This is a genomic window from Streptomyces sp. NPDC056296, assembly GCF_042268605.1.
GTDB lineage: Bacteria > Actinomycetota > Actinomycetes > Streptomycetales > Streptomycetaceae > Streptomyces.
Map to the genome: position 1 here is coordinate 1 of NZ_JBHJRX010000062.1, position 16,674 is coordinate 16,674.

At 67.6% G+C, this 16,674-nt stretch carries 12 protein-coding genes and 6 pseudogenes; 1 reads left to right on the forward strand and 17 read right to left on the reverse strand.

Features of this window, described 5'->3' with window-relative positions; genetic code table 11:
* Positions 1-169: 169 nt before the first annotated feature.
* From ACFCZF_RS33755 to ACFCZF_RS33815, 13 genes and pseudogenes are all read right to left on the reverse strand, one after another.
* Positions 170-408 (reverse strand): annotated as a pseudogene (locus ACFCZF_RS33755) (ISAzo13 family transposase); the annotation flags it as partial.
* A pseudogene (locus ACFCZF_RS33760) lies at positions 408-540 on the reverse strand (IS5/IS1182 family transposase); the annotation flags it as partial. The pseudogenes ACFCZF_RS33760 and ACFCZF_RS33755, both read right to left, overlap by 1 nt.
* A 109-nt stretch (positions 541-649) precedes the next feature.
* The gene (locus ACFCZF_RS33765; protein ID WP_376674873.1) at positions 650-2,413 is read right to left on the reverse strand and encodes a reverse transcriptase domain-containing protein; all 1,764 of its coding nucleotides are present in this window, start codon (positions 2,411-2,413) and stop codon (positions 650-652) included.
* Between the two features lie 102 nt (positions 2,414-2,515).
* Complete coding sequence (gene ltrA / locus ACFCZF_RS33770; protein WP_376674874.1) at positions 2,516-3,769, reverse strand: group II intron reverse transcriptase/maturase; 1,254 nt, start codon at positions 3,767-3,769, stop codon at positions 2,516-2,518.
* Between the two features lie 1,133 nt (positions 3,770-4,902).
* Positions 4,903-5,594 (reverse strand): annotated as a pseudogene (locus ACFCZF_RS33775) (IS5 family transposase); the annotation flags it as partial.
* Positions 5,595-5,641: 47 nt separating this feature from the next.
* Positions 5,642-6,508 (reverse strand): annotated as a pseudogene (locus tag ACFCZF_RS33780) (ISAzo13 family transposase); the annotation flags it as partial.
* A 145-nt stretch (positions 6,509-6,653) separates the two neighbouring features.
* A pseudogene (locus tag ACFCZF_RS33785) lies at positions 6,654-7,274 on the reverse strand (transposase); the annotation flags it as partial.
* 239 nt (positions 7,275-7,513) lie between these two features.
* Entirely contained in the window at positions 7,514-7,798 is a 285-nt protein-coding gene (locus ACFCZF_RS33790; RefSeq protein WP_376674875.1) for a hypothetical protein, read from the reverse strand.
* A gap of 176 nt (positions 7,799-7,974) precedes the next feature.
* Positions 7,975-8,095 (reverse strand): annotated as a pseudogene (locus ACFCZF_RS33795) (IS3 family transposase); the annotation flags it as partial.
* A gap of 219 nt (positions 8,096-8,314) precedes the next feature.
* A complete protein-coding gene (locus tag ACFCZF_RS33800) occupies positions 8,315-9,196 on the reverse strand; it encodes an alpha/beta fold hydrolase (protein ID WP_376674876.1) in 882 nt (293 codons plus the stop codon).
* Positions 9,197-9,205: 9 nt separating this feature from the next.
* Entirely contained in the window at positions 9,206-10,342 is a 1,137-nt protein-coding gene (locus tag ACFCZF_RS33805) for a M20 family metallopeptidase (protein ID WP_376674877.1), read from the reverse strand.
* Positions 10,339-11,781 carry an aldehyde dehydrogenase family protein gene (locus ACFCZF_RS33810; RefSeq protein ID WP_376674878.1) on the reverse strand — a complete coding sequence of 481 codons (1,443 nt, stop codon included), beginning with the start codon at positions 11,779-11,781 and terminating at the stop codon, positions 10,339-10,341. The genes ACFCZF_RS33805 and ACFCZF_RS33810 overlap by 4 nt, the downstream gene beginning before the upstream one ends.
* A 35-nt stretch (positions 11,782-11,816) precedes the next feature.
* Positions 11,817-13,382, reverse strand: a complete 1,566-nt coding sequence (locus ACFCZF_RS33815; RefSeq protein ID WP_376674879.1) for a GMC family oxidoreductase — start codon at positions 13,380-13,382, stop codon at positions 11,817-11,819.
* Positions 13,383-13,508: 126 nt separating this feature from the next.
* Between ACFCZF_RS33815 and ACFCZF_RS33820 the strand changes: the two genes are divergently transcribed.
* The gene (locus tag ACFCZF_RS33820; RefSeq protein ID WP_376674880.1) at positions 13,509-14,003 is read left to right on the forward strand and encodes a GbsR/MarR family transcriptional regulator; all 495 of its coding nucleotides are present in this window, start codon (positions 13,509-13,511) and stop codon (positions 14,001-14,003) included.
* On the opposite strand, the gene ACFCZF_RS33825 is transcribed toward ACFCZF_RS33820, so the two are convergent.
* The 4 genes from ACFCZF_RS33825 to catC form a co-directional block, all read right to left on the reverse strand.
* Positions 13,970-14,803 carry an alpha/beta fold hydrolase gene (locus tag ACFCZF_RS33825; protein WP_376674881.1) on the reverse strand — a complete coding sequence of 278 codons (834 nt, stop codon included), beginning with the start codon at positions 14,801-14,803 and terminating at the stop codon, positions 13,970-13,972. The two genes, ACFCZF_RS33820 and ACFCZF_RS33825, sit on opposite strands and share 34 nt — an antisense overlap.
* 160 nt (positions 14,804-14,963) lie before the next feature.
* Positions 14,964-15,623 carry a CoA transferase subunit B gene (locus ACFCZF_RS33830; RefSeq protein ID WP_376674882.1) on the reverse strand — a complete coding sequence of 220 codons (660 nt, stop codon included), beginning with the start codon at positions 15,621-15,623 and terminating at the stop codon, positions 14,964-14,966.
* On the reverse strand, positions 15,623-16,378 hold the full coding sequence (locus ACFCZF_RS33835) for a CoA transferase subunit A (RefSeq protein WP_376674883.1): 756 nt from the start codon (positions 16,376-16,378) through the stop codon (positions 15,623-15,625). Before ACFCZF_RS33835 ends, ACFCZF_RS33830 begins: the two co-directional genes overlap by 1 nt.
* Positions 16,378-16,674 carry a muconolactone Delta-isomerase gene (gene catC, locus ACFCZF_RS33840; RefSeq protein WP_376674884.1) on the reverse strand — a complete coding sequence of 99 codons (297 nt, stop codon included), beginning with the start codon at positions 16,672-16,674 and terminating at the stop codon, positions 16,378-16,380. The genes ACFCZF_RS33835 and catC overlap by 1 nt, the downstream gene beginning before the upstream one ends.

The window sequence follows — 16,674 nt, forward strand, 5'->3', positions numbered from 1 at the left end:
ACGATGATCCACCACATGCGGCGCAACGGAATCCGCTACGGCCTCCAGACCATGTGCGAACTCGGCGGCCAGGCCAACGCCACCATCCTCGAACTCCTCTGAAACCGTCCACGGAGTGCCGCAACCGATGGCGGCACTCCGTGTCCTCGTGGAAGGCGGTACCTGTCATGTAGTTCCACTGGCCGTGGACCTCATGCCGGACAGCGGCAGCGCGGCGAAGCGGTCCTTGCTGATCGCGATGCCGGTGGGGTAGTCACCGGGATCCAGCCGGGCCTCGACGCGCAGTCCGGCCCGGGTGCGGGTGGCGGCGATCGTCTCGATGACGACTTCGTGGCTGGTCAGCGGCCTGCCGCGCCAGTTACGGGTGATGTGGGAGAACAGCCGGTGTTCGATCCTGTTCCACTTACTTAGAGGTCCTTACAAAGGCGTCGGACGTGGCGGTGGGTGATCAGGCAGACGGCGAGGCCGAGGAATGCTTCGTGGATGTCGTCGACGTCTCTCCCAGCGGATGCGCAGGCGGCGAAAGCCGTGGAGCCAGGCGGTTGGGTCGGCCGCGCGGTGAGGTGCCCGCCGTGAGGCGAGTCCTGTTCCGCGCGGCCTCCCGCCGAACCGGACATGACGGTTTCCCTGTCATCCGGCTCTCCAGTGACTACGGCGTGAATGTTCTGGCTGGCTGTTCCGAGTGGATGCGGTCGTGGCAAACATCGCAGGCCACGACCGTTTTGCGGCGTCGTTGAAGCATGACGCGCGCCCAGTCGGAAGGCTGCCATCCGGCATGTGCGAGGTCGGCGAGAGCGCGGACGTGGTGCACTTGCACGTTGCCCTTGCTTCCACAGATTTCGCAGGTGTCCGCCAGAAGTCTCGCGATGAGTTCCTTCTGCGGATAGTCCACCCGGACCGGCTCGCGGTCGGCGAGTTGAGCCGCTCGCTGCCGTTGGAGGGGAATTCCACCGAACCGTGCCACCAGTGGTTTCCTGTTCTTTCGCTCGATACGGGCCTCGAAGCAGACTCGGGGCCCGTTGGGCGTGTCGATTCTGGCCTTGTGCTTGGCAGCCATCTTCGACACCGACGAGCGGTGCTTGGCCGCGAGGGTCTTGAGCATGGATGTTTCCATGACCCATTGCAGCCGGTGCAGCCGGAAGACATCTCCGGCGAGCAGGTAGTACTGGACAATGCCCCGGTAGACGGTCCCGAAGGTCGCCACGATCGCGTGATCGGTGCTGTTGATCAGGGCCGTCTTCTTCGCGGGTTCTCCGCGGTCAAGGTAAGGGGCGCATTTGGCTTTGATCACGTCCCGTGGGACACGGAGGGCGATCTGGCCGTTGACCCGACGGTAACGGCCGGTCTTCTTCGTGTCGTTGTGCTGGGTCGTGATCTCGTGGCCGAGAAACCTCGCTGCCCCGGTGCGGGCGTGAGTGATCAGCGTCTTTTCCTGGGACAGTTCCAGCCTGAGTTCGTCACGCAGGAACTGGGCCAGGCGTTGCTTGATCTGTTCGGCCTCGGCTTTCGGTCCGGTGAAACCGAGGAGATGATCGTCCGCGTAGCGTATGTAGCGCAGCCTGCGATATGCCGGGTCGTTCAGATCCGCACTCGGCAGACTGACCATCCGCTGACGCAGTGCACGGGCTTGGACCCGGTCGCCGCGCCGGCGGGCCTTCGCCAGCAGATTCTGCAACTCCAGATACGCCGGGTTCCTGGCCCGGCGCTTTCCTCGGGTGTACTCCGGAACGAGGACTTTATCGACGAACTCGTCCAGCTTGTGCAGGTAGATGTTGGACAGAACCGGGGAGGCCACTCCGCCTTGCGGTGCTCCTGAGAGCGTGGCCCCCCACTTCCAGTCCTCCAGGTATCCAGCCTTGAGCATGTTGCGCACCAGCCGCAGAAACCGCTGGTCATGGATCTTCTCGCCGAGGATCGACAGCAGGACCTGATGGTCCAGACTGCCGAAACAGTCGGCGATGTCCCCTTCGATGAACCAGGACGTCCCGGTCCAGGTGTGGTCCACCTCCCGCAAAGCGGTATGGCAGCCACGGCGGGGACGAAACCCATGGGAGCGGTCGGAGAACGTCGGCTCGTAATACGCCTCCAACAGCAGGCGAATCACTTCACCGACGAGCTTGTCCGACCAGGTCGGCAGCCCCAGCGGACGCGTCGTCCCGTTCTTCTTCGGGATATGAATACGTCGGACCGGACGGAAGCGGTAGCGCTCGTGGCGCATCGCCTCGATGACCCGTCCGATCTTCCGCTGTGACATGCCGTCCACGGTTTCCGGCGTGCCCCCGGGCGTCATCGCGCCGTGATTGGCGTAGATCCGCCCGTAGGCCAGCAGATACAGCTGCGGATTGAACAGTTGCCGATACAGTTCCTCGCACGGCAGGCCACGCCTGCCGCGATCACGCAGGACACCCAGCACCGTTTTGGCGCTCTGGTCGGGTGGCCGGGGGGAATCTCACCCCCCCGGCTCCCACAGATCCCGGCGTGAGCCTCTCGACTCACCGGGCTCTTGTCGTCCTGTTCACCACGCCGCACGCATCCATGGCCAGTGGGCGAACATGCGGGGATAGCGCCGAGTGGCACGCTCCCAGGCCGCCTTGGCCTTTTTGAACCCGTGCAACCGTTTGTATTTCTTGCGGATCCAGCGCACCAGGTAGGCATTGATGCGCTTGAGGAGGGAATCCAGCGCGGAGCGATAGAACGCCCCGTAGTACTGCATCCAGCCACGCACGATCGGGTTGATCTTTCGTGCGAGCTCGGCGAAGGTGTGACCGGTTCGCTGGTGAAGCCGCCAGCGGCGGACCTCCCCGCTGATCCTTTTCAGGGCTTCCTGGCTGATCGCCGGCAGGAACGAAGTGAAGTTCACCCCGTGCCTGTCGCGCGCCTTGCGGGCGCGGAACGTGAATCCCAGGAAGGTGAACGACGTGTGCTCGTAAGAGCCTCGGCGTCTTCCGTCCCGGCAGTAGACGATCCGGGTCTTGGCCGGGTGCAGTTTCAGCCCGACCTCGTCCAACCTGTCGCCGATCGCTCTGGCCAGCATGCGGGCCTGCCGCTCGCTGGCGCAGTGCACGACCGCGTCGTCCACATACCGTTCGAACCGGATAGTCGGGAACTCCCGGGCCATCCAGGCGTCGAACGCGTAGTGGAGGAACAGGTTCGCCAGTACGGGCGAGACCGCTGACCCCTGAGGGGTGCCGCAGCCCCGATCCCGCAGAGTGCCGTTGGGCAGTTGCAGCGGGGCACGAAGCCACCGCTTGACATACAGAATCACCCAAACGGCGTCGGTGTGCGCCTCCACCGCCTTGACAATGAGGTCGTGCGGCACGCTGTCGAAGAACTTCTCGATGTCCAAGTCGAGGACCCAGTCCGTTTTCCAGCAGCGTTCCCGGCATCTTGCCACCGCGTCCAGCGCCGACCTTTGCGGCCGGTAGCCGTAGGAGTCCTCGTGGAATACAGGCTCCACTGTGGGCTCCAGGTGTATGGCCACCAGCGTCTGGGCGACACGATCGGCCACGGTAGGCACGCCGAGAATCCTGACCCCATCGCCATGCGACTTCGGGATTTCCACCGCTTTCACCGGAGGCGGAAAATAGCTCCCCGAGGACATCCTGTTCCAGACCTTGAACAGATTGTTCTGAAGATCCTTCTCGAAGTCCTCGATGGAGCAGGAATCCACCCCCGGTGCACCCTTATTGGCCCTGACCTTCTCCCATGCCTCCCACACCTTCCACTTCGAAATCTCAAACGGCTTGCTTGATGACTTCAGCTCGTCCACGCGACTCCTCCCGGAGAACGTCCGGTTGATCGAACGAACACAGCCACGGATGACCCGGCCCCTTCACTCCGCCTCCATTACAGAGACTTCTTCGCTACTACGGACCGGTCCGCCAGCGTGCCCCGCATCGGTACTCAGCGCCTTGCGGTTTCGGCCGCTTGGCGCGCTCCCTCTTGCGTTGCCGCACCGAGTACGGCGACGCGGTGTCGGGGCGACACCTTCCCAGGTTCCATGCAGAAGCCGCAGATCAGGATCGCGCCGCCTCCATGCCGGACACCGCCTGGCCAATAAGCGGGCACCCGCCAGGCTCATCCCGGAGCCGAAATGACACCCCGGTTTTGATGTCGTCTCAGTATGTTTCGACATATCGTCAGCGGTTTGCTTCCGCTCGCCTTCCTGATCCCCACCTGACGCATCGAGTGCGCCTTTTCCGTGACGCTCACCACGTACGGCATTTAACCGCCGCAGCTCACGGTGGTTTGAAGCCTCCCCCGCAGGGCGGCTCCGAAGGGCCACAGCCTTCATCTCCTGCACAGCACCGCATTCGGTGAGCTTCCTACCTGAACGGCCTCACTTTCTGCGTTCCTGGCGCACCATTGCGCATACCTCCCGAGTCTCGGTGTCCGAATCACCTGGCCCCTTCGCCCGATGTGAACGGCTTTCCCGTCCTCCCTGGCCGGTCGTTACTCCGGCGACTACTACGGGGCCTCCGTCGACATAGGACTCTCATCCCGTAGGCGATCCCACGTTCGTCTCTGTCTGTACGTTCTAGCGCGACTTAGGCGTCCCACTCATCTCCTTGAATGCCCTCGCTGGACATCGCTCCGCACCCCGAAGGTGCACCAGGCAACAATCGAACCTCGTGCAGAGTGCGGCGCCGGTTTCAGCTGTCGTTTCCGACGGATGGGAACTTGCATCTTCTGGAGATTGGGCTTCAAACAATCCAGTCTTCGCCATATCGCGCGGGCCGCCCAGCACACCGTCTCTGACAACTGAGCCCGGTCACTGGTTTTCTGACATGCTGTTGTCCCCTTCACCTTTCGGATCCAGGTAAGTCATCCGGCCCAGGAACCTCCTTCCGAGTTCCTCCCGGCTGAGCCGGGGATACAAACAGAGCGCCTCGTGGCGCACATCGTGCGCTCGACGACGTAGCGGAAGATGCCCAGGCCGGTGCCGTGCGGCTCGCCCCGCCTCGCGATCACGGGACGGATCCCGCGCTGCCAGAGCAGGCGGCGGTACTTGTCGTGGTCGTAACCGCGGTCGGCCAGCAGCGCGTCGGGGCGCCGGCGAGGCCTGCCGACCTGGCCGGCGACGGCGGGGATCTTGTCGAGCAGCGGCTCGAGCTGGGTGACGTCGTTGCGGTTTCCGCCGGTCAGCGACACCGCGAGCGGGATGCCCCGGCCGTCGACGATGAGGTGGTGCTTGCTGCCCGGCCGTGCGCGGTCGACCGGGCTCGGCCCGCTTTTGGGCCCCGCCGGGCGGCCCGCACGTGCGAGGAGTCGATCACCGCCCGCTCCCAGTCCAGCTGGTTGTTCGACCGCAACTCGTTCAGCAGCAGCTGGTGGAGCCGGTCCCAGACGCCGGCCTCGTTCCAGGCCGCAAGGCGCCGCCAGCAGGTCATGCCCGAGCCGAAGCCGAGCTCCTGGGGCAGGTACTCCCACTGAATGCCGGTGTGCAGGACGAAGAGGATGCCGCACAGGGCCTGCCGGTCCGGCACCTGCGGTCTGCCCTCGGCCTTCTTCGGACCCGGCTTCGGCAGCAACGGCTCGACCAGCGACCACAGTTCATCCGACACGATCCACGGCCGCGACTGACGGTTTCCCATGCCCAGACATACGGGCAGAGCGGCCGACAGACTCATGATCAGCAGCTTTTGTTAGAGCCAGTTATGCCCGGAGGAAAGTAACACTCCGCAATCGCCAGTCCGGTTTCGGCGGCCAGGGCGGCCAGTTCGCTCTTCCAGACCCGGTAGCGGTAGCCGTTGGAGCCGCCCGCGTCCGAGGTGATCAGCAGCCGTGACGCCTTCGGATAGTCCAGGCTGCCGCGCGAGGTCCACCAGCGGCGGATGGACTCGACTGCGAAGACCGAGGTGTCGTGGTCGACACCGACGTTGACCCAGCCGGTGTTGCGGGTGATGTCGTAGATCCCGTACGGGATCGCCTGCTGCACATCCGGGCCGCTGAAGAAGAAGTGGTGGTCCTCCACCTCAACGGGCTCGCCCTTCGGGCGCCACTGCTGCCCGGCCATCGGCAGCCGGCCGATCTGTTCCCGCTTCTTGGTGTCCACGCTGATCACCGGCTCATCGTCGGCCTGGTGCTGTTTGACCTGCTCGTTGATATAGCGGAACTGGGCATCCTCCAGGGTCTTGGCGCATCCCTGCAGACTGAAGCCCTCCTGCTTGAGCAGCCGGCCCATCGTCGGCGCGGACACCGGATGCCCCTGCCGGTTCAGCTCCTCGGCCAAGGCGCGTAACGACTTCGTCGTCCAGCGCAGCGGTGACTGGGGATCACCACGCTCGTCCGGCTCGACCAGAGCCAACAACACCTTGAGCAGAGCCGGGTCGTTGTCCTCGGCCCGCTTGCGGCCGCCGCCCGATGCACGTACCCGGCCGCCTGGCAGCGGTCCGGCCCCAGCCTCCAACTCCGCCACTCCACGACGCACGGTGGTCTCGCCGACCTGCGCGATCCGTGCAACCGCGCGCACGCCGCCGTGCCCGATCAGCCGGGCCTCGGCCGCCAAGGCCAGTCGCCGCTGCCGCTCGTGCAAATGCGGCAGCAACACCCAGAATCAGCAATGGAGTTGAGAATGAATCTCCTCATGAACCGCCATACCCTGAAAACGAGTCCGCACTTGTAAAGCAGCACCTTGATTCTTTACGGCTTCAGTGGACCCTGCAGCGCTGCCAGGCGGCGCCGAGCATGACCTTGCGGATCGCTTTGCCCAGGCCGCTGTGGCTGTCGGAGATGACCAGGCGGACGCCACTGAGTCCGCGTTCTCGCAGGTGACGCAGGAACTGGGCCCAGAAGACTTCGGTCTCGCTGTCGCCGACCATGACCCCGACGACTTCCCGGCCGCCGTCCTGGGTGACGCCGGTGGCGATGACGATGGCCTGGGAGACGATGCGGTGGTCGACGCGGGCTTTGACCAGGTCGTCGACGGAGCGGGTGGACACGCCGTGGACGTACGCCTCCATGATGACCGCGTAGAGGGCCTGGTCGATGCGCCGCTGGCGCTCGAGGAGGCTGGGGAAGAAGCTCCTGGCCCGTAGTTTCGGAATCGCGAGATCGAGGTCGCCGGCCTGCGTGGTCGCCGTCTTTTCCCGGTGTCCGTTGCGCCAGGTGGTGCGGGTGTCGCTGTGTTCGCCCCACTCGGCGCCGATCTCTGTGATGGCCTCGGCCTCGATCAGTTCCTGCAGCAGCCTTTCGGCGACCTCACGGACGAGTTCAAGACCATCGGCCGAACGTAGTGACTCAAACAGGTGAAGTAGGTCATGCTGGGACAACAAGGCCACCGTGCACCCCCAGGGGTCGAACTGCCCTTTCACTCCGGACAGTTGCACGGTGGCCTGCCAGTTGAGCCGGGAGCAGTCACCGGCAGACGGTGCACCACAGGGAGCAGAACCCGCGCACTCAACCGCGGAGATCCCCTACACCACACAGCGGGACACCATCCGACCTGAAGACCCTGGCGCTCGAGTCGTGCGTCACCCGGACCGGTTTCTACCCGAAGAAGAACCTGGACGGTTCACCTCGTCCGGGCCCGTACCAGCACTTGGCCGAGGAGTTCGAGCGCCGCCTGGCCGCACTGCGCGAAGCCGGCGCCACGCCCGACCCACGAGCCGCCCAGGTCGAACGCCTGAAAGATCAGGTGGTCGGATTGAAGGACCGGCTCGCCGAGCAGCAGGAGCAACTCGCCGAGCTCAGCGAGTTCAAGCAGCGAGCCCTCTCCCAGATCGGCGCGCAGCATCTGGAGAACGAGCGACTGCGGAAGGCGCTGGCCTCCCAGTCCAGTATCCGTGCCCTTCCTCACGCCCGAAAGGGGACCGCCCCATACGGGTCATGCAGCTGATCTCAGGGGTGCGGGCGTCCCTGCTGGCAGCTCTCAGCCTGTCGCGGCAGTGCGTGCGCGGTGGGAAACGGTCTCGCGCCCTGCGAGGGCGATGGCCGCGATGTTGAACGGGAAGGTGATCAGGTCGGCCGGTTCGTCGACTCCATCAGCGCGTTGTCGTACGCGTCGCCGACCGAGCCGATCGAGGCTGCGATCCGGGCCGCATCGAGGGTCAGGAGGAACGACGTTTATTGACCCCGCATCCAAGTGGTGAACAAGTTCGCCGGGTACCGGGTTGCCGTCGGGGTTCTGGATGTCGGCGGCGGACTGTACCCACGGCATGTAGTTGGGGCCGCCGCGGACCGAGCCGGCCGGCGCTGCCGACGGGCAGGTCGGCAGTCACGATGCCCGAAGCGCGGTCGCGGCACCACGCTGGGCAGCCGCTTCAGGATGGCGGAGCCTCATTGGATCAGGCGTCGTGCGCGCCCTCTAGGGGCGTCAAGAGCCTGCGTCGCCCGGTGGCGTTGCGAGCAGGTCCCGCAGGGTGCGGACGAGTAGTTCGGGCTCCTGCAGCGGCACGACGTGGCCGCTGTGCGGTGCCTGCAGCAGGCGACCATGGGGCACGGTTGGCAGCCAGGTCTCGTACGCTGTGCGGATCGCGGCACGGGCCCTTCTTTCGGCACCGCCGACCGCCTGTGTTCCGATCACCGCGATGACCGGGATGTCGTGAGGGGTCTCGGTCGGCAGGGAGCGCAGCGAGAGGGGTACGCAGCGCAGCTCGTGGGCGGACTGGTGCCATGTCGCTGGTGTGCTGAGCTCGTCCAGGAGTTCCTCTCGCAGGGCGGGCGGCAGTGTGGTGAGCGTGCGGCCGAGTTCGCCGCGTCCCGCTTCGAGTGATCTGCGCAGTGCGCCGGAGCGTGCCTTGAGCGCCTGTACTCTGGCGGCGATTTTGAGGGCGAGGTTGAAGGCGGGACTGCGCATGATGCTCATGCCCTCGTGGGTCGCGTCGACCAGGAGCAGAGCGGCGGCACGTTCGGGGTGGCGTGCGCAGAACAGGCGCATGAGCACGCCGCCCCAGCTGTGACCGACCAGGACGAGCGGACCGGTGGTGGCGGACTGTTCCAGCACGGTCTCCAGGTCGAGCAGGGCGTCCTCGACGGACGTGCTCTTGACCGTGGCGGTGCCGTACCCGGCGCGGTCGTAGGTGAGGACTCGGGCGAAGGCGGTCAGGGGCTCTTCGACGAGCCTCCAGGCGCTGCTGGAGGCCCCGATTCCGGCCTCCAGCAGGACGGTGTGCTCGCCGCTGCCGGTGACCGTCCAGTGCAGTCGGCGTCCTTCGCGTGTGGCCCAGCCTTCGTTGCGTGACTGCGTGTCGGTCATTTGTCCGTCTCAGGGTTTGTCGCGCGCGGTGTGGGGGATGTCGATGGCGGTCCAGGCCATCCCGGTCGCTCCGTCGAGGACCGCCCGGTCGGCTGTCGCTGTGACGCAGGCGGCGGCGAATTCAGGCTGGTGGTTGACGGCCGGGCCGCAGTCCAGGCCGAGCATGGGATGGATGGTGGGGACGACGTGCGACACGTTCCCCATGTCCGTGGCCGCGCCCACGACGCTGCTCGGGAGGTCGGGGAAGGACCGGCCGAGCGCCTTGGCGTTGGCCACCCACAGTGCCAGCAGGTCCTTGTCCGGACGCAGATCGGCGTAGTCGGGGCCCACCGGTGTGGTGGTCAGTTCGCAGCCGGTGGCCAGGGCTCCGGCTTCGAAGCAGCGGTGCACGCGGTCGGCCAGCGGTTTCAGGGTGTCCATGCTGTCGGTGCGAACCATCCAGTGGCCTCGGCTGACATCGGGGATGATGTTGGGGGCGACGCCGGCTTCGGTGCTGATGCCGTGGATACGGTCGGAGGCGGTGGTCTGCTGGCGCAGCAGTCCGATGCCGACCTGGGCGAGGGTCATGGCGTCGGCGGCGTTGACGCCGAGCTCGGGGTAGGCGCCCGCGTGCGCCGGCTTGCCGCGGTAGGTCACGTCGAACTGGGTGACGGCCAGGCCGGGCATCGCCGCCATCTCCACGGCGGCGGGGTGGACCATCATGGCGGCGCGCAGCCCGTCAAAGGCGCCCTGTTCGAGCATGAGGATCTTGCCGCCGCCGCCTTCCTCGGCCGGAGTGCCGAGGACGCGCACGGTCAGGCCGAGTTCGTCGGCCAGCGGGGCGAGTGCGATGCCGGCGCCGACGGCCGCGGCGGCGATCACGTTGTGGCCGCAGGCGTGTCCGACGTCCGGCAGGGCGTCGTACTCCGCGCAGACCGCGATGTGCGTCGGCCCGCTGCCGATGGTCGCCTCGACTGCCGTGGGCAGGCCGTAGCAGCCGTGCCGGACGTCGAACCCGGCGTCGTTCAGGGCTTCTGCGACCCATCGGCTGGCCCGGTGCTCCTCGAAGGCGAGTTCGGGGTGGGCGTGGATGCGGTGTGAGAGGCCGGTCAGCTGGTCGCCGACCGCGCGGACGCGCCGCTGCGCGGCCTCCTTCGCGGTGGTCATCGTCCCGCCGCCGGCAGGGTGGGGGCAATGTGTACGGAGGCGGGGCGGGTGGCGGCGTCGTAGGCGGCGCGTGCTCCGGTGGCTCCCATGCCGCTGTCGCGGGCGGGCTCGTACAGCCGTTCCGGGCCGCCGCCCTGCCACTGGTTGACCCAGACGACACCTGCGGGCAGCCGCGTGGCTGCCGCGATGTGGTCCGGGTCGCCGGTGTAGACGGTGGCGGCGAGGCCGTAGCGGGACTCGGCTGCCCGCGCCAGCCCCTCTTCGAAGGTGCGCACGACGACGACGGGTGCGACGGGCCCGAACGTCTCCTCGGTCATGACGAGCATGGTGTCGTCGACGTCGGTGAGCACGGTCGCCGGATAGAAGTATCCGGGCCGCTCCGGTACCACTCCCCCGGTTCGGAGGGTGGCGCCCTTCTGTACCGCGTCGTCGACGTGCCGACGTACGACGTCGCGCTGCTGCTCGTCGACGAGCGGGCCGAGCACCGTGGCGGGTTCAAGGCCGTCGCCGAGGGTGAAGGTCTGCGCCGCGGCGACCAGTGCCTCGACGAACGCGTCCGCGATCTGCTCGTGGACGTAGATCCGTTCCATGGAGGTGCAGATCTGGCCGGTGTTGACGAAGGCGCCGAACGCCACGGCCTGCGCGGTCGCCACGGGATCGACTGCGGCGTCGATCACCACGGGGTCTTTGCCGCCCAGTTCGAGCACGGAGCGGTGCAGCCGGCCACCGGTCGCAGCCCCCACGCGCCGGCCGCTGCCCACCGAGCCGGTGAAGTGCACGAGCTGGACGTCCTCGTGTTCCGCGAGCGCCGCTCCGGCGCGTCCGTCACCCAGGACGAGGTTCAGCACGCCCGGCGGCATACCCGCGGCGTCGGCCAGCTCGAAGAGGCGCACGGTCGAGACGGGTGACCGCTCGGAGGGTTTGACCACGACCGTATTGCCGGCGGCGAGCAGTGGACCGAGGGCACCCAGGACCATGGTGACGGGGAAGTTCCACGGCGTGATCACCGCGGTGGCGCCCAGCGGGTGCCGGACGATGTCGGTCCGCGCACCGTCCGGGGCGGTCACCGTCTCGGTGAAGGGATAGGTGACAGCCTGCGCCGCGGCGGCCTTCAGCCCGGCCACGGCGCCGTCGATGAAGGACCGGCCGAGTGCGACCGGCTTGCCCATCTCACGGCATTCCAGTTCAGCCAGTTCGACCGCGTGCTCGGCGACCGTGTCGGCCCAGGTGTTGATGCGGTCCACACGCTGGGCCACGGAGAGGGCGGCCCACTCGGGCTGCGCCTCGACCGCCGCGGTGACGGCCCGGTCGACATCGGGTGCGGATGCCGCACCGTAGCGCGCGAACTCCTCTTCGGTGGCCGGATTGACCACGGTGAGGGTGTTCCCGTCTGCGGTCTCCACCCATCGGCCGCCGATGAAGTGCTGCAGGCTTTTCATGTTCGCTGCCGTTCCTGTTCCGTTTGGGGGCGAGTTCAGCCGTCGAGCCGGTCGGCCATGAGTTCGCCGGCCATGATGACGGCAAGGTTGGTGTTGGCCCGGGGGACCGAGGGGAAGACCGAGGCGTCCACGACCCGCAGTCCCTGAACGCCGAGCACCCGGCATGCCGGGTCGACGACCGTCTCCGCGGCGTCGGGGGCACCCATCCGGCAGGTGCTCGTGCCGTGCTGGGCGTCGATGACCGTGGCCAGGAGGTAGTCGTCGAGGTCGCTGTCGTTCGCGAGGGCGTCGAACAGCGGCCGGTTCGCCTCCGGGAGCGGTCCGGCCAGGATGGGGAGGGCTTCACCACTACGGCCCAGCTCGACGAGAGCGCGCACGCCTTCCCGCAAGGGGGCGAGATCGCGTGCGTCGGACAGCATTCTCTGCACGACGTACGGGTGGACCGAGGGGTCGGTCGAGACCAGGGTGAGTTCACCGCGCGAGTGCGTCTGGTTGAGCCAGACACCGAAGGCACCGGCGTGTGTCTGGGTGTCGGCGGCTGCCATCGCCAGCACGTTCTGGTTCAGCGAGGTGAACAGCAGGTCGTTGGTGTGCGTGCCGGACTCGCTGGACCAGCGGACGCAGACGTTGGTGTGCCGGTCGTGGGGGGATGTGATCGCGGCTTCCGGCCGGAGCGGCATCGAGAGCAGCGCCATGGCGTGGTCCTGCATGCCGAGTCCGACCGGGAGATCCTGCCGGACGCGGATGCCGAGGTCCCGCAGCCGGGCGGCGGGGCCGATGCCCGAGCGCTGCAGGATCGCCGGCGAGTGGATGACGCCCGCGCTGAGGATCACTTCGTCTGCGTACTCGGTGACGGCGGTTCCGTCGAGGACGACGCGGACGCCGACCGCGCGGTCTCCTTCGAAGACGACGGTGTCCACGAGGGCGTTGCCGCGGATGGTGAGGTTCGCAAGGTCACGGGCGGGTTCGAGGTAGCCGTCGTTGACGCTGACACGGCGCGCGTCACGGGAGTTGATCGGGTACGGCGAGACCCCGGTGGCGCCGGGGGCGTTGACGTCGGCCGCCCATGCGAAGCCGGCGGCGAGGGCCGCTTCGGCCAGAGCACGGTCGACGGCCCCCCAGGCGTCCTTCGGGGTCCGGTAGACCGGGGTGGGACCGCCGCGGCCGTGGTAGGGCTGGTCGCCGAAGTCCTCGTCGTCCTCCAGCTTGGCGAAGTACGGCAGGACGTCGTCCGGCGCCCATCCCTCGCAGCCGAGCCCGGCCCATTCCTCGAAGTCCTCCATGGGCGGCCGGATCGCGATCTGGCCGTTGATGGAGGAGCTGCCGCCCACGCCCCGGCCACGCCAGTACGGTGCCTGCGGCTGCTTCTCGGTGCGCGAGGAGTCCAGGCCGGTCCACACCAGATGCTCCGAGGCCGCGGGGTCCATCAGGGCCACCACCGGATTCGGCGAGCGCCATACCTCCGGCATCTCGGCCGACCGGTAGTCGGGGCCTGCCTCAAGCAGCAGTACCCGCCTGCCTCGAGCGGCGGCGCGGGCGGCGAGCACCGCACCTGCCGACCCGGCGCCTACCACGATAAGATCCCAGCTGCGCTTTGCCATATCTTCACCCCTGGATGCGGGAGCGTCACGCGACGGCGACTCCGTCGCGGATGCTTGTTAATCTGGCGGACCAAGCACGTTCAGTCAAGAGTGAACGTTCAGTTCTTTCCGTACGGGAGAAGGTCGATGTCACACGCCCCCCACGACAGCCAGGCCGCGGACGACAGCAGCCAGCTGATCGAGGACTTCGGTCTACGGATCGGCAGGGCGATGGGATGGCCCCCCATGGCCGGCCGCCTGGCGGGCATACTGATGCTCAGCCAGGCTCCCATGACCCTCTCGGAAGTGCAGCGGGCGCTGGGCGCCAGCAAAGGGTCCGCGTCGGAGATGACCCGCCTGCTCGTGACGTACGGCACGGTCGACCGGGTCAAGGTGCCCGGTGTGCGTCAGGCCGTGTACGAATGGCGCGGTGACGCCTGGGCCGGCTGCCTTCAGCATCAACTCGACCAGACGAAGCAGCTCCTGGAGCTCGCGGAGACCGCGCAGGACCGCGGCAGTCATCTCCCGGCCGTGCAGAAGGCGAGGCTGCTCGACATGCGCAGTTACTACGAGTTCATGGTGGAGCAGATGCAGCGACTGCTCGAGGACTACACACGGCAACATGGAGCGGGCGCAAAGTAGCCATGCGGTCGGTCCGGCCCGCAGCGCTGGAGGTGCGTGCTCAGCGCTGCCGTGACCGCAGTGGCGCGTTCGACGGCGAGATGACCTGAGTCCACCGCCAGCATTGTGGCGCCGGCGATACCGTCGACCAGCTGCTGGGCGTGCTCCAGCGGGGTCGCGATGTCGTGCGTTCCTCCGACGACCAGGGTTGGCGCGGTGATCCGGTGCAGGTCCCGGCGCAGGTCGTAGGCAGCGAGGGCGTCGCAGCACGCCGCATAGCCCGCCGGGTCCGTTTGGGCCAGGGATTGGAGCAGGGCACGTCCGAGGAACGTCTCCGCCGTCCGCGGCTCGGCGAACCAGCGCGCCGGAGCCGTCGACAGCAGGGGCTTCGTGCCCTCCCTGCGAACGAGCGCGGCGCGGTCCCGCCACTGTGCCGGTGGCCCGAAGCGGGCGGACGTGCAGAGGAGTCCGAGGGACGCGACACGTTCGGGATGGTTCAGCGCCAGGTGCGCGCCGATGGCGCCGCCGAGTGAGATACCCGCGTAGTGGAAGGTGCCGTCGTCGTGATGGTCGACCAGGTCCAGCACCAGTTGTGCGAGGTCGGCGACCGTGGTGCTTCCCGGACTGAGGTCGGGCAGCAGGCCCGCTGGTGACCCACCGTGGCCGGGCAGGTCGAAGCGCAGCACGCGCCAGTGCCTGTTCAGGCCGGGGAGAGCCCGCTCCCACAGGACGCTTGAGGTGCCGAGGGAAGGTCCCAGGACCAGCAGCGGGGCCCGTGCGGGGCCCGTGAGATCGTGGTACAGCACAGGGGTGTCGTTCACCGTGGCATCTCCGTCGCGGTCATCGTTCCGGCACGAGGGCCAGACCCTGCCCCACACGCGAGGACAGGCTCGCCACACCCGCCCCCAAGGCGGCGGGCTCCGTCGTACTCCCTGCCGGAACGTGCGCGAGGCACGCCGATGGCATGGACGCCCCGGGCGCTCATGGGGTGATCCCGTCGGCGGGTCGCGCGGAGACGAGAAGGGCGGCGGCCGTCTTCTCGGCCACTTCTGCGACGATGACCCCCGGCGCTGTCTCGGTGAGCAGCAGACCCTGGTCCGTCACGTCGAGAACCCCGAGGTCGGTGATGACGCGGTTGACGCACGCCCTGCCCGTCAGCGGAAGGGCGCACTCCTGCACGATCTTCGGTGAACCGTCCTTGGCGGTGTGCGTCATGACCACGATCACGGTGCGGGCGCCGTGCACCAGGTCCATGGCGCCGCCGATCCCGGTGATCATTTTGCCCGGGACGGCCCAGTTCGCCAGGTCGCCCCGCTGCGACACCTGCATCGCCCCGAGCACGGCAACGTCGATGTGCCCGCCGCGGATCATGGAGAAGGACGTCGCCGAGTCGAAGAAGGCGGCTCCCGGCAGGACCGTGACGGTCTCCTTGCCCGCGTTGATCAGATCGGGGTCGACCTGGTCGTCGGCGGGGTACGGACCTGTGCCGAGGATGCCGTTCTCGGATTCCAGGACGACCTCGACTCCCTGCGGCAGGTAGTTGGGGATGAGGGTCGGCAGGCCGATGCCGAGGTTGACGTACTGGCCGTCCTTCAGTTCGCGTGCGGCGCGGGCGGCCATCTGCTCACGTGTCCAGGCCATCAGCCGCTCACCGTCCGCCGCTCGATCTGCTTGGTCCGCGCCTGCTCCGCCGTGAGCGCCACGACACGCTGAACGAAGATTCCCGGCAGGTGCACCGCGTCCGGACCGATCTCACCGGGCTCGACGAGTTCCTCGACCTCGGCGACGGTGACCCGGCCGGCCATCGCCGCGAGCGGATTGAAGTTGCGGGCGGACTTGCTGAACACCAGGTTCCCGTGCCGGTCCCCCTTGGCGGCTCTGACCAGGGAAAAGTCGGTGCGGATCGCGTGCTCGAGGACGTACTGCCCGCCGTCGAAGGTCCTTACCTCCTTCGCGGGGGAGGCCAGCACGACCTCGCCGGACCGGTCATAGCGCCAGGGCAGCCCACCCTCGGCGACCAGCGTGCCCACTCCGGCCGGCGTGTAGAAGGCCGGGATGCCGGCCCCGCCGGCCCGCAGCCGTTCGGCCAGCGTGCCCTGCGGGATCATCTCCACCTCCAGTTCGCCCGCCAGGTACTGGCGGGCGAACTCCTTGTTCGCTCCGATGTAGGAACCGGTCACCCGCGTGATCCGGCTGGCGGCCAGCAGCACCGCAAGCCCCGATTCCATCGCGCCGCAGTTGTTGGAGACCACCGACAGATTGCCGACGCCGCGTTCGTGCAGTGCCTGGATCAGTACGTTCGGCACACCGCACAGCCCGAAGCCGCCTACCGCCAGGCACGCACCGTCCGGCACGTCGCCGACCGCCTCCGCAGCCGTGCCCACCACCTTGTCCATCACGCCGCGACCTCGCCGGCCGCCAGGTCGGACGGATGCTGTGCCAGGGGCGTGACCTCGCAGCTCATGTAGGCGAACAGCGGAAGCCCCCACAGGATGCGGTGCAGTTCCTCGTGGTCGGCCACGTCGAAGACGCTGATGTTGGCGTACTGTCCGACGCACCTCCAGATGTGCAGCCACTTCCCCGACGTCTGCAGCTCCTGGCAGTACGCCTTCTCGCGCTCCACCAGGTCCGCGCGGACCTCGGGGTCGAGGTGGTCCGGGATGGACACGTTCATCTTCACCGCGTACAGCAC